Genomic DNA, 12,099 nt, shown 5'->3' on the forward strand with positions numbered 1-12,099 from the left:
GTGCGGGATCCCGCTCAGCGCGAGGCGATCCCGACGAGAGCGGCGACGAGCCCGGCGATCACCAGGACGACGATCGCGAGGATGTGCACCACCTTGCCCACGACGAGCATCGGCAGGTCGGGTCCGACGTACGACGCGGGATTGAAGAGCGTGCCGCGTGCGCGGAAGCTCCAGCGCATGCCGAACCCGATGCGCCGCAGCGCGTGCGACGGTGCGGCGAACGTCTGCCCGCGCTCTTCGCGTGATGCCTTCCACGCAGCCTGCACGGCATACCAGGCGATGACGAAGAACGGCATCGCGAGAGACACGGCCCAGGCGATGAGCGCGACGCCGATCACGGTGCCCATCCCGGGGTCGAGCTCACGGATGAAGAACAGCCCGAGAGCCGCGAGTCCGACGGCCACGGGCACCAGCACCACGCCCCACCCCCACCCGGGGTGAGCGTCTTCCGTCGGCCGCCTCTCGACGCGCCCCGCATCCTGCCAGGTCATGTGATCCCCCCCGTCTCACCGCGCCGGATGGCGGAGTCGACCGTGCCAGAGTACCGGGAGCGGTCGGTTCCTGTCGGTGGAGAGGATGCTGAGCATCGCGAGAGGATGGGGTCATGACACGCATCCTCGTCACGGGCTCCACGGACGGTCTCGGCCGCGCGACGGCCGCCGCACTTCTCGACCAGGGCCATCGGGTGATCGTCCATGCGCGCAGCGCGGATCGAGCAGCCGCCGTGTCATCGCTGACGGATCGCGGTGCCGATCTCGTCATCGCCGACCTCACGGATCGCCGCGCCGTCAGGGATGTCGCCGACGAGCTGAACGGGGGAGCGGAGGTCGACGCGGTCATCCACAACGCCGGTGTCATCTCGGGGTCCGGCATCCTGCCCGTCAACGTGGTCAGTCCCTACCTGCTCACCGCGCTGCTGCGCACGCCCACACGTCACGTCTACCTCAGCAGCGGGATGCATCGCGGCGGCTCGACCGATCTCACAGAGCTCGACTGGGACGGCTCGCGGACGACGGCCAGCTACTCCGACAGCAAGCTGTTCGTCACGGCTCTGTCGGCGGCGGTCGCCCGACGGTGGGCGCCTCGCGTCGCGGCCGACTCGGTGGATCCTGGATGGGTGCCGACGAAGATGGGCGGTGCCGGCGCCCCCGACGACTTCGATCTCGGGCATGAGACGCAGGAGCGCCTCGCGACCGAGCCGCGTCTCGACGTCACCGGCGGATACTGGCACCACGGCGAGCGGCGCACACCCCACCCGGCCGTCGACGACACATCCTTCCAGGAGCGGCTCCTCGCGGCCCTCGCTGACGCGACCGGGGTCGAGCTGCCTGCGCGGTAGGCGTCAGAGTCGAGGTTCCCGTCGCAGTTCGTGCCGCTCGCGGGTGCGCCCGGCGGCACGAACTGCGAACCGGACGCCCCGCGACGGGCCCGAGGTCTACTTGACGCTGCCGGCGGTCAGGCCGCCGACGAGGCGCTTCTCGATGAGCATGAACAGGATGACGACGGGCAGGATCGCGACGATCGAGACGCCGAACACGTACTGCCAGCTCGTCTCGTACTGACCGACGAACTTGGTCAATGCGACCGAGAGCGGCTGGTTCTTGTCGGTCGAGAGGATGACGAGCGATGCGGCGAACTCGTTCCAGCAGGCGACGAACGTGAAGACGATGGCCGTCACGATGCCCGGCCAGACGAGCGGCAGGTTGATCTTGAACAGCACGGTGAAGCGCCCCGCGCCGTCGATCTGGGCGGCCTCGTCGATCTCCTTCGGGATGCCCGCGAAGAACGAGTGCATGATCCACACCGCGAACGACAGGTTGAACGCGGCGTTGATGAAGATCATCGCTGCCCACGTGTCGCTGAGTCCGAGCACCGTGAACTGGCGGAACAGGCCCGAGGTGAGCACGGCCGGCTGCAGCATCTGCGTCACGATCACCAGGAACAGGAAGACCATGCGCCCGGGGAACTTGAAGCGGGCGGTGTAGTAGGCCGCGGGCAGCGAGACCAGCAGCACGAGCAGCGTCGCGAACACGGCGATGATGATCGTCGAGATGAGGTTGTAGGGCAGCGGCGTCTCGGGGGTCGACCACATCGAGATGTAGTTCTCCCAGTGCCACTCGATCGGCAGGTACGTCGGGTCGACCGAGCGGATCTGCGACTTCGTCTTCACGGAGCCGAAGAACATGATCAGGTACGGCAGCACGAAGATCGCGAGCACCAGGATGCCGGCTGCCATGCGCAGGATGACGCGGGGAAGCGTGACCTGGTCCTCGGTGTAGCGGCGCTTGCGTCCGGGGATGCGAGGGGCGGCGTCATCGCCCGCGGTGGTGACGAGGGCGGTCTCGGTCAGGGTCATGATCAGACCTCCTTCATGGGCTTGACGGCCTTGACGTAGATCGCGACGATCACGATCACGATGAGGAAGGCGACGACCGAGAGTGCGCTCGCGACGTCGACTTTCTTCTGCAGCTCGATGTACTTGAAGATCATCGTCATGATCGTGTCGGCGCCGTATCCGGGGATCGACCCGGTCATCACCTTGAGGATCGGCAGCGAGTTGAAGACGTTGATGATGTTGATGAGGATCGCGACGGCGAGGGCGCTGCGCAGCTGGGGCACGACGACCGTCCAGTAGGTGCGGGTCGCGCCGGCGCCGTCCATCTTCGCGGCTTCGAGGGTGTCGGCCGGAACCGTCTGGAGGCCCGCGAGGATCGTGTAGGTCGTGAACGGCAGCGAGACGAAGATCGCGATCACGATCGACCAGGCGAAGGCGGTGGCCGGGTTCTTGGTCCAGCCGTAGCCGACCGCGTCGTCTGCGAGCCCGATGTCGTAGAGGAACTTGTTGAAGACGCCGAAGTACGGCTCGAGGCTGTAGTAGAAGACCATCGTCGTCATCACGACGGATGCCGCCCAGGGCACGATCACGGCCATGCGGACGATCTGGCGACCGGGGAAGGCCTTGTTGAGGATCTGCGCGAGCCCGAGCGAGATCATCACGGTGAAGGTCACCACCGCGACGACCCAGATGATCGTGCGGAACATGATCGGCCAGAACTCGGCGAACGTGAACACGGTCACGAAGTTGTCGAAGCCGACCGAGCCCTTGTCGAGGCCCGAGAGCGAGATGTCACGGGTGGAGTTGAAGAACATCACCCCGGCGGGGAACAGGACCACGCCGATGATGAGGAGCAGGGCGGGCGCGATCCAGGGCAGCGCCTGGAGCAGGTCCTTCCCTCCCGGCTTGCCGCGGGCGGCGCCCGATCGGCGGCCCGGGGTGCGGGGGCGGCCGGTGGCCGCCCCCGCGAGGTTCGAGGATTCTTTCGTCTGGCTCATGGGATACCCGAACCTCTCCGTCTGCGGGGCTCAGCCCGCGTCGACCTGTGCCTGGATCTCGGCCAGGACGTCCTGGGCCGGCTTCGACTGCAGCTGGCCGAACAGCGACTTGAAGGCGCCGTCGGTGGCCGACCACTTCTCGTTCGTCGACGGGTAGAACTGCGCGTCGGGCAGGACCTCGAGGAACGGCGCGAGCGCCTCCTCACCGGCGAGCTGCTCGGCACCGGACTTGGTGACGGGCAGGAAGCCCTCTGCCTGCACCCACGGCACGTACACGTCTGCCGAGTAGTAGTAGTCGAAGAAGGCGGTGATCGCCTCCTGCTTGTCGCCGTCGTTCTGGAAGGCCATCAGCTGGTCCATGACGCCGAGGGTGAAGGGCGAACCGTCCTTCGTCGGGATCGGGACGATCGAGTAGTCGAGCTCGGGGTTGCCCTCTTCGATCTGGCCGACCGTCGGCGGCAGGCCGACCTGCATGCCGATCTTGCCCTGGATGAAGATGTCCATCAGGGGCGAACGCTGCGTCGAGCCGGGGTCGGCCTGCGTCGCACCGGCGTCGATCATCTTCTTGATCTGCTCGGCGCCTTCGAGGTTCTCGGGGGTGTCGATCGTGATCTCGGACGCGTCGCCGAACGATCCGCCGCCGCCCCACAGCCACACGGCCGCTTCGGCCTGAGCCTCTTCGGAGCCGAGGGGCATGCCGTAGCCGGCCACGCCGCCACCGAGTGCCGACACCTTGGTCGCAGCGTCGAGCAGCTCGTCCCAGGTCGTCGGAGCCTCGACGCCGGCCTGCTCGAGCAGCGCGTTGTTGACGAACAGCGCACGGGCCGATGCGATCAGCGGCAGGGCGTAGGCCGTGCCGTCGACCTCGGCGTTCGCGAGGAACGCGTCCTGGAAGTCGGAGTAGGTCTCCTCCGAGACGACGTCTTCGACCGGGTAGAGCAGTTCGTCGCCGACGAATCCGGCGAACGGACCGCCGTTGTAGATGTCGGGAGCCTCGCCGGCCTGGATCTTGGTGGAGACGACCTTCTCGAGGTTGTCCCACGACTGCACCTCGAGGTCGACCGTGATGTCAGGGTTCTCCTTCTCGAAACCCTCGATCACGTCTTCCCACAGGCCCTTGGTGGCGTCGGAGTAGCTGGGGACCAGAAGGTTGAGCGTCGTCTCGCCCTCGGCGTCTCCGCCGCCTCCTGTCGAGCCGCCGAACCCGCACGAAGCGAGCGTGAGCGTGGCGGTGGCCGCAAGAGCGACAGCACCGAATCGCAGTGACTTCTTCATGTGTATTGCATTCCTCACTGTGTAGGTGGTGCACAGTCGCAAGCACAGCACGCGACGGTGCGTGTGATCGCCTCCCCCGGTGGCGGGACGATCGGTTCAAGCCGGGTCGGCTCGAGGAACCCTCCATGGACCGGATCTCCGGAGGGGCGGTGGAACTTGTTCGATTATTTGTCAGGAGAATAAACAAATCAAGAGGAACCTTGCAACGATTCCTAATGTCGACATACTATGATCGAATAAGCCGCTAAACAATCACAAAGTTGCAACATCTGGTCCGGAGGGCCCGACATGACCGAACTTCTGCCCGGCGCACACATGCGCGAAGAACTGAATTCGCAGCCCGAGACCTGGGCCCGCGCGGCGGATCTCCGCGACGCGCAGGCGCTGCTCCCGGCATCCGGAGCCCGCATCGCCGTCGTCGGCTGCGGAACCTCGTGGTTCATGGCGCAGTCCTACGCGTTCCTCCGCGAGACCGCGGGCCAGGGCGAGACCGATGCGTTCGCCGCATCCGAGTCGTTCGTCGACCGCGGCTACGACGCGGTCGTCGCACTGACGCGCTCGGGCACGACGACCGAGGTGCTCGAGCTGGTCGAGCGCATCAAGGGCCGCGTGCCCACGATCGGCGTGATCGGCGACGAGACATCGCCGCTCGTCTCGCTCGTCGACGACGCCGTGCTGCTGCCCTTCGCCGATGAGAAGTCGGTCGTGCAGACCCGCTTCGCGACCACGGCCCTGGCACTCTTCCGTGCCTCGCTCGGTGAAGACCTCACCGGCGCGATCGCCGATGCGGCCGCCGTGCTCACGGCGGACTACGACGACGAGCTCCGCGACGCCGAGCAGTACTCGTTCCTCGGCCGTGGGTGGACGGTCGGCCTCGCGCACGAGGCCGCGCTGAAGATGCGCGAGTCGTCGCAGTCGTGGACCGAGTCGTACCCGTCGATGGAGTACCGCCACGGTCCGATCGCGATCGCCGCCCCCGGCCGCGTCACCTGGCAGTTCGGCGAGGCGCCCGAAGGCCTGGCCGCGCAGGTCGAGGCCACCGGAGCCCGCTTCGTGCAGCATCCGGTCGACCCGCTCGCCGACCTCGTGCGCCTGCACCGCGTCGCCCTCGACAGGGCCGTCACCCGCGGGCTCGACCCCGACCAGCCGCGCAACCTCACGCGATCCGTCATCCTGGATGCATGACCCGACCCACCAGCGGAGCGATCGATGACCAGCACTGAGGATGCCGCGAGCATCGCCGATGTCGTGAGCGACGCGTCGGGCGAGCGGCTCGCCGCCGCGCGCCCGCTCGGTCACGGCGCGCCGGTGCTGGCGTTCGACGTGGGCGGCACCGACATCAAGTCGGCGCTGTTCGATGCCGACGGCACGGCTCTCGGCCTCCGCCGCACGCCGACCCCCGTCGCCGAGGGCGACCGCACGGAGGTGCTGATCGAGCGCCTGGGCGTGCTCGCCGCTGAACTGCGGGCCGACCACCCAGGTGTCGTGCCGCAGGCGGCAGGACTCGTGGTGCCGGGGATCGTCGACGCGGAGGCCGGCCTCGGCGTCTTCGCGAGCAATCTCGGCTGGCGGAACTCGCCGCTGCGCGACCTCGCGTCGGAGAAGCTCGGTCTGCCCGTCGCGTTCGATCACGACGTGCGGGCGGCGAGCTGGGCCGAGCACCGCCTCGGCGGCGCCCGCGCCTACTCGAACTCCGTCGTGCTGGTCATCGGCACGGGCATCGCGGGCGCCCTGTTGGTGGGCGGCGAGCCGTACACCGCCGGCGGTTACGCGGGCGAGATCGGCCACTCGCCGATCGCCGACGGACCGGTGTGCGCGTGCGGTGCGCGCGGGTGCCTCGAGGTCGTCGCGTCTGCCGGCGCCATCGCTCGCCGCTATCGCGAGGCGACCGGAATCAGCCCTGACGGCGCGAAGGACGTGATCGCCCGCGCGGCGGCCGGCGACCGCGTCGCCTCCGAGATCTGGAACTCGGCGCTCGACGCCCTCGCCCTGTCCCTCGCGCAGCTCACCGCCGTCATCGCCCCCGAGGCGATCGTGATCGGTGGTGGACTCTCCCGCGCCGGGGGAGCGCTCTTCGACGAGCTGCGGGCACGACTGGCGGAGCGTCTGAGCTTCCATCGCCTTCCTGAGCTCGTGCCGGCGGAGCTGTCGGGCAATGCCGGCATCCTGGGCGCGGCGCTGCGCGCGAGGGAGCTGGCATGATCCTCACCGTCACCCCGAACCCCGCGCTCGACCTCACCTGGCACGTCGAGCGACTGACCCTCGGCGAGACCCACCGAGCGGATGCCGGTGCGGTGCGTGCCGGCGGCAAAGGCTTGAACGTCGCCCGGGTCGCCCACGCGCAGGGCGCCTCGGTGCTCGCCGTGTCGACGGCCGGCGGTCGCAGCGGTGTCGAGCTCGCCGCAGAGCTCGGGGCCAGCGGCGTGCCCCATCGCCTGGTCACCGTGGTCGGAGCCACGCGGCAGAGCATCGCGCTGGTCGACGAGACCCTCGGCGACACGACGATCGTGAACGAGCGGGGCGTGAACCCCTCCGACCCCGAGTGGGCTGCGATGCTGGGCGAGGTCGTCGATGCGCTTCCCGGCGCGCGCGTGCTCGTGATCTCGGGCAGCCTGCCGCCCGGGGCGCCGCAGACGCTGCTGCCCCTGCTGATCGGCACGGCCCGGGATGCCGGTGTACCGGTGATCGTCGACACGTCGGGGCCCGCTCTGCTGCACGCGGCGGATGCCGGAGCATCCGTCCTCAAGCCCAACGCGGCCGAGCTCGTCGAGGCTACCGGCATCACCGACCCGGTCGACGGCGCGCGTTCGCTGATCGAGCGCGGCGTCGACCTCGTGCTGCTGTCGCTCGGCGCCGAGGGCATGCTCGCCGTCACGGCCTCCGACGTGCTGCATGCGCGCCTCGATGCCCCGCTGGCCGGCAACCCGACCGGTGCGGGCGACGCGGGAGTGGCCGCGTGCGCCGTGCTCTACGCCGACGGCATCCGGGATCCCGCAACGATTCTGCGACGCGCCACCGCGTGGTCGGCCGCCGCTGTGCTCATGCCGCTCGCCGGCGAGATCTCCGACGACTGGCAGGCGCTCGAGCAGCGCCTCGTCGTCACCCCCTACAACTCCGCCCTTCGAGAGGACCCCCTGTGACCCTGGTCTCCGCCCGAGAGCTCGTGACGGATGCCGCAGCCCGCGGCGCCGGCATCGGCGCCTTCAACGTGATCCACCTCGAGACCGCCGAGGGGCTCGTACGCGCCTCTGCCGACGCCGGACTGCCGGTGATCCTGCAGATCTCGCAGAACTGCGCCGACTACCACGGCGGCCTCGAGCCGATCGCTCTGGCGACGCTCGCCGTCGCGCGGCGCGCGCAGACCCCGGTCGCGGTGCACCTGGATCACGCCGAGCGCCCCGAGCTCGTCGACGAGGCCATCGCGCTGGGCTTCGGCTCGGTCATGTTCGACGGCGGTGCGCTGCCGTACGACGAGAACGTGGCGCTGACCGCTGCCGTCGCCGAGCGGGCGCACGCGGCAGGCGTCTACGTCGAGGGCGAGCTGGGCGAGGTCGGCGGCAAGGACGGCGCCCACGCACCGGGCGTGCGCACCGACCCCGACGAGGCCCGCGCGTTCGTCGCAGCGACCGGCGTCGACGCGCTCGCCGTCGCCGTGGGGTCGTCGCACGCCATGACGGACCGCACGGCATCCCTCGACCTCGAGCTGATCGCGCGGCTGAGGGACGCACTCGACGTGCCGCTGGTGCTGCACGGATCATCCGGGGTAGCCGACGCCGTGATCGCCGACGCCGTGAGGGCCGGCATGACGAAGATCAACGTCTCGACGCACCTCAACGGATTCTTCACACGGGCGATCCGCTCGACCCTCGACGCCGATGCGAAGCTCGTCGACTCGCGCAAGTACCTCACCCCTGCGCGCGATGCGCTCGCCGGGGAGGCGGCGCGGATGCTGCGCCTGTTCGCCCTCGAGTCCACCGAGGTGGCGGGGTGAGTCACGCGATGCCGGGCAGGATGGTGACATGAAGCGCGCCGCCCGACTGAACGCGATCCTCGACCTGCTGGCCGCGGACGGCGAGGTGAACGTCGACGAGCTCGTCGAGCGCTTCGGAGCCTCGGCCGCCACGACGCGCCGTGATCTCGACTCGCTCGCCGAGCAGCGTCTGCTCACGCGCACCCACGGCGGGGCGGTCGCCCACTCGGTCGCCTACGAGCTGCCGATCCGCTACAAGAGCCACCAGCGCTCGCAGCAGAAGGAGAGCATCGCCCAGGCCGCCGCCGCCCTCGTGGCGCCGGGCATGGTCGTCGGGCTCTCGGGCGGAACCACGACCACCGCCATCGCCGCAGCGCTCGCCGCTCGCGACGATCTCGCCGCAGGCCCGGGCATCACGGTCGTCACCAACGCCGTGAACATCGCCGCCCAGCTCGCCACCAGACCCGACATCAAGGTCGTCGTGACCGGCGGGGTGATCCACTCGCGCAGCTACGAGCTGGTGGGTCCGTTCGTCGAGCAGCTGCTGCGCGGAGTGCGACTCGACATCGCCTTCATCGGGGTCAACGGGATGGATGCCGCGGCCGGCGCCACCACGCAGGACGAACGCGAGGCAGCCGTCAACCGCATGATGGCCGAGCGCGCCCGCCGAGCCGTGGTCGTCACCGACAGCAGCAAGATCGGCACCGTGGCGTTCGCGGCCGTCGGCGGCCCGGAGCTGTTCCCCGTTCTCCTGACCGACGACGGTTCCGACGACGCCGCGCTCGCCGCGTTCCGCGACGCGGGGTACGAGGTCATGACGGCCTGACCTCCCGATCAGTCCTCGGACCTCACAAGCAACGCGGTGCCGGACTCCTGGTGGGGATGCCGCGACCCCTCTCGCGACATCCCCGGAGTAGATGGTGTCCTGTCGTCCCCTCACACTCCCCAGTGCACGAGGGTTTCCCCAGTTCGACTGCGCCTCCCTCGCGCTTCGTTTCCGAAGCCCTTCGCTGGCACCTTCTGGAGATAAGGAGCGGGTCACCGATGTTCTGATACATCGACTGGAGAAAAGTTTCAGAGTCCGCTTCCGTGGCACTGGAAAGGCGCGCTGAGGCCTGTGGACTCGGATGCCGCGGCCAGCGCGTCCGCGGTTCTGGCACCGGTGGCCAGCTCGGAGTGCACGGCCCCGAGCAGCTCGCAGGCGACGTCGTCGGCGACCACGACAGGAGCGGCGATGACGCAGCCGGTGCCGGCGTGCAGCCAGACGCGCGTCATGCCCAGCGCCTCCTCACCCCAGCGCACCGACGAGCGGCCGAGTTCGCACGCCGAGAGCACGACGGTCTCGGGCGGGCGCGAGATCAGGTCGACGTCGTACCCGAACAGGGTGCCGTCGACGAGTTCGAACCCTGAGAACAGCGGGTTGTCGACCGCATGACGACCGTGGGCGGCGATGTGCAGCACGTCGACCTGCTCGGCGAGCTCGGTGACGGCACTGACCCGCGCGCTGTCGCCGGTCAGCATGCTGGCTCCTGCCCACGCTGCGGCGGCCCGGCGCACCTCCTCTTCGGCGCGCGAGACGCGGGGGCCGGTCGCGAAACCTGCCCGGGAGGCCTGTGGCGGGCGGCGATCGGAGCCGCCGAGCAGGCGAGACACCGACGTCGCGATGGTGAACGGAGTTCCGCGCATTCCCGGGAGCATCGCCCACGGGATGCCGCCCAGGATGCCGGGAACCGTCAGGGCCAGACGTGCCGCTCCTCCCGACGCCGCGCGCGCAGGTGCCAGGAGGGCCTCGTCGAGTCGTCGCAGTCTGTCGTCGAGCGAACGCGCCACGACGTGCGCCATCGGCCCGCCGTGGGTCAGAGCCGCCACGTCGAGGTCGGCGCGGAGTCCGTCGAGCGCGGCCTCGATGCGCGGCAGCGCCAGCTCGACGATCGACGAGCCGGATGTCGTCACGACGACGCACAGCAGCTCCTCGCGCGTGAAGACGTAGGCGAGGATCGCTGTGTCATCGTCGAGTCGCGCTCGGGTCTCGGAGAGACCCAGGCGTTCGTGGCTCTCGCCGACGCCGGTCGACGACCACTGGCGGTCACGTACTCGATCCCGCAGCTCGCGCACCCGGGCATCCGTCGTCCAGTCCGACCCCGCGAGGTCGGCGCGCAGCATCCGCAGCTCGGCGAGGTCGGCCGACAGTTCGGCATCGTGCGGCGGGCGCACCGGTGCGACCTGCTGGCTGAGATGCCTGGCACGCTCGGACCACTCGAACAGCACCTCGGGATCGCGCGATCGCGCGGCCGCGGCGAGACCGGCGAACATCAGCTCGGTGCCGTGCATGGCCACCGACGCCTGCAGGTCGAGCGCTCCGAACGACTGCTGCCACGTGGTGAGCAGGTCGAGGCCCTCGGCGGCGGCCCGGCGAGCATCGGCATCCCTGCCCCGTGCGGCGGCACGCACAGCACGCACCTCGTGCGCGCGCAGACGCAGCGGCGTCGGGGCGTCAGGGGTGAGTCGGGGCAGGCGACCTCCGTCGGCCAGCCGAGCGGTGAGCGACACCGCAGCCGCTTCGGTGCGGAATCCTCCCCGGGTGAGCGCGTCCACCGTGCGCGAGAAGTCCTCGGCGGCCGGCGGCTTCTGAGGTCGGGTTCGCAGCTGCGCCTCCAGCCGCACCGCGTCGGCGCGGGCGGCCCAGCTCTCGCTTCCCAGGCCGGCGAAGCGACGGGATGCGGTCGCCGCGGCACGCTCGGCCGACGAGGCGTCGTGCCGCAGCAGCGATCGGGCGAGATGGAACTCGGCCTCACCTCGCGCCTGCCGCATCCGCTGTGCACCGAATCGCACCGCGACCGTGCCGAGCAGTTCTTCGGCCTCGGTCGTGAGGCCGGCATCGCGCAGCACCTCGGCCCGATCGAGGTCGCTGATCGCGGCGGCGAGGTCGCTGGTCGCGGCGAGGATCGGACGCGATCGGGTCATCAGCCCGAGTGCGGTGACGAGGTCGCCGCCGAGCAGCGCGGCGTAGCCGAGATTGTGGCGCGCTTCGGCCAGCGGCTCCTCGGCTCCGTGGGCCTCATAGGCCGCGATGGCCCGCTGCAGATCGGCCGTGCAGGCGTCGAGCCGGTGCCTCTGCATACTGACGATCGACCGGCTCATCAGGCAGTTGGCGCTCTCGATCGAGCCCTCGTCGAGGCCGTCTATCGCCCTGGTGAGAAACAGGTCGGCGTCGTCGAGCCGTCCGCCGTGCATGAGCAACGTGCCGAGTTGGCCGTTCGCGAGGGCGACTGTCTCGTCGCTGAGGCCCGGCCGTGACAGCGCTTCGCGCGACAGTCGCTCGGCTTCCACCGGCTGGCCCGTCTGGGCGAGCACGTAGGCCATGGTCCCGTCGATGCGGGCACGCAGATCGGCGTCGTCCGTGCGCGCCGATGCGGCGGTCAGCGCACGCCGCGCCTGGGCGAACCGTCGGGAGTTGGCTGCGTCGACGCCGCGCTGATGCAGCTCGAGAGCAGACAGGGGCATTGCACCAGAATGCCGGT

The 12,099-nt window shown here is 69.7% G+C and carries 11 protein-coding genes; 6 read left to right on the top strand and 5 right to left on the bottom strand.

Going from position 1 to position 12,099, the window contains the following annotated elements; all coding sequences use genetic code 11:
- Positions 1 to 14 precede the first annotated feature (14 nt).
- On the bottom strand, positions 15 to 491 hold the full coding sequence (locus tag ACIPV5_RS02760; RefSeq protein WP_400339531.1) for a hypothetical protein: 477 nt from the start codon (positions 489 to 491) through the stop codon (positions 15 to 17).
- Between the two features lie 113 nt (positions 492 to 604).
- Between ACIPV5_RS02760 and ACIPV5_RS02765 the strand changes: the two genes are divergently transcribed.
- Entirely contained in the window at positions 605 to 1,339 is a 735-nt protein-coding gene (locus ACIPV5_RS02765) for an SDR family NAD(P)-dependent oxidoreductase (RefSeq protein ID WP_053098346.1), read from the top strand.
- Between the two features lie 96 nt (positions 1,340 to 1,435).
- Here ACIPV5_RS02765 and ACIPV5_RS02770 read toward each other — a convergent pair whose 3' ends face one another.
- The 3 genes from ACIPV5_RS02770 to ACIPV5_RS02780 are packed head-to-tail and all read right to left on the bottom strand — an operon-like array spanning position 1,436 to position 4,608.
- The gene (locus ACIPV5_RS02770) at positions 1,436 to 2,356 is read right to left on the bottom strand and encodes a carbohydrate ABC transporter permease (protein ID WP_171821966.1); all 921 of its coding nucleotides are present in this window, start codon (positions 2,354 to 2,356) and stop codon (positions 1,436 to 1,438) included.
- A 2-nt stretch (positions 2,357 to 2,358) separates the two neighbouring features.
- Positions 2,359 to 3,333 carry a carbohydrate ABC transporter permease gene (locus ACIPV5_RS02775; RefSeq protein WP_053098347.1) on the bottom strand — a complete coding sequence of 325 codons (975 nt, stop codon included), beginning with the start codon at positions 3,331 to 3,333 and terminating at the stop codon, positions 2,359 to 2,361.
- A gap of 30 nt (positions 3,334 to 3,363) precedes the next feature.
- A complete protein-coding gene (locus ACIPV5_RS02780; RefSeq protein WP_056275906.1) occupies positions 3,364 to 4,608 on the bottom strand; it encodes an extracellular solute-binding protein in 1,245 nt (414 codons plus the stop codon).
- Positions 4,609 to 4,896: 288 nt separating this feature from the next.
- Here ACIPV5_RS02780 and ACIPV5_RS02785 point away from each other — a divergent pair, with 288 nt between their 5' ends.
- The 5 genes from ACIPV5_RS02785 to ACIPV5_RS02805 are packed head-to-tail and all read left to right on the top strand — an operon-like array spanning position 4,897 to position 9,404.
- Positions 4,897 to 5,793: an SIS domain-containing protein gene (locus tag ACIPV5_RS02785; RefSeq protein ID WP_400339536.1), complete on the top strand. Its 897-nt coding sequence runs from the start codon at positions 4,897 to 4,899 to the stop codon at positions 5,791 to 5,793.
- Between the two features lie 24 nt (positions 5,794 to 5,817).
- Entirely contained in the window at positions 5,818 to 6,810 is a 993-nt protein-coding gene (locus ACIPV5_RS02790; protein ID WP_320489472.1) for an ROK family protein, read from the top strand.
- Positions 6,807 to 7,748, top strand: coding sequence for a 1-phosphofructokinase family hexose kinase (locus ACIPV5_RS02795; RefSeq protein ID WP_400339539.1), 942 nt, complete (start codon positions 6,807 to 6,809; stop codon positions 7,746 to 7,748). Before ACIPV5_RS02790 ends, ACIPV5_RS02795 begins: the two co-directional genes overlap by 4 nt.
- Positions 7,745 to 8,599, top strand: coding sequence for a ketose-bisphosphate aldolase (locus ACIPV5_RS02800; protein WP_400339542.1), 855 nt, complete (start codon positions 7,745 to 7,747; stop codon positions 8,597 to 8,599). Before ACIPV5_RS02795 ends, ACIPV5_RS02800 begins: the two co-directional genes overlap by 4 nt.
- A 28-nt stretch (positions 8,600 to 8,627) precedes the next feature.
- Complete coding sequence (locus tag ACIPV5_RS02805; protein WP_053098352.1) at positions 8,628 to 9,404, top strand: DeoR/GlpR family DNA-binding transcription regulator; 777 nt, start codon at positions 8,628 to 8,630, stop codon at positions 9,402 to 9,404.
- 248 nt (positions 9,405 to 9,652) lie between these two features.
- Here the strand turns inward: ACIPV5_RS02805 and ACIPV5_RS02810 are convergent, their stop codons facing one another.
- A complete protein-coding gene (locus tag ACIPV5_RS02810; protein ID WP_400339545.1) occupies positions 9,653 to 12,082 on the bottom strand; it encodes a CHAT domain-containing protein in 2,430 nt (809 codons plus the stop codon).
- Positions 12,083 to 12,099: the final 17 nt, after the last annotated feature.

The organism is Microbacterium sp. NPDC090014 (genome assembly GCF_044748285.1).
GTDB lineage: Bacteria > Actinomycetota > Actinomycetes > Actinomycetales > Microbacteriaceae > Microbacterium.

Bases quoted from the DNA above. Each gene is read 5' to 3' on its own strand.
- ACIPV5_RS02760 (WP_400339531.1), bottom strand. From the start codon at position 491: ATGACCTGGCAGGATGCGGGGCGCGTCGAGAGGCGGCCGACGGAAGAC.
- ACIPV5_RS02765 (WP_053098346.1), top strand. From the start codon at position 605: ATGACACGCATCCTCGTCACGGGCTCCACGGACGGTCTCGGCCGCGCG.
- ACIPV5_RS02770 (WP_171821966.1), bottom strand. From the start codon at position 2,356: ATGACCCTGACCGAGACCGCCCTCGTCACCACCGCGGGCGATGACGCC.
- ACIPV5_RS02775 (WP_053098347.1), bottom strand. From the start codon at position 3,333: ATGAGCCAGACGAAAGAATCCTCGAACCTCGCGGGGGCGGCCACCGGC.
- ACIPV5_RS02780 (WP_056275906.1), bottom strand. From the start codon at position 4,608: ATGAAGAAGTCACTGCGATTCGGTGCTGTCGCTCTTGCGGCCACCGCC.
- ACIPV5_RS02785 (WP_400339536.1), top strand. From the start codon at position 4,897: ATGACCGAACTTCTGCCCGGCGCACACATGCGCGAAGAACTGAATTCG.
- ACIPV5_RS02790 (WP_320489472.1), top strand. From the start codon at position 5,818: ATGACCAGCACTGAGGATGCCGCGAGCATCGCCGATGTCGTGAGCGAC.
- ACIPV5_RS02795 (WP_400339539.1), top strand. From the start codon at position 6,807: ATGATCCTCACCGTCACCCCGAACCCCGCGCTCGACCTCACCTGGCAC.
- ACIPV5_RS02805 (WP_053098352.1), top strand. From the start codon at position 8,628: ATGAAGCGCGCCGCCCGACTGAACGCGATCCTCGACCTGCTGGCCGCG.
- ACIPV5_RS02810 (WP_400339545.1), bottom strand. From the start codon at position 12,082: ATGCCCCTGTCTGCTCTCGAGCTGCATCAGCGCGGCGTCGACGCAGCC.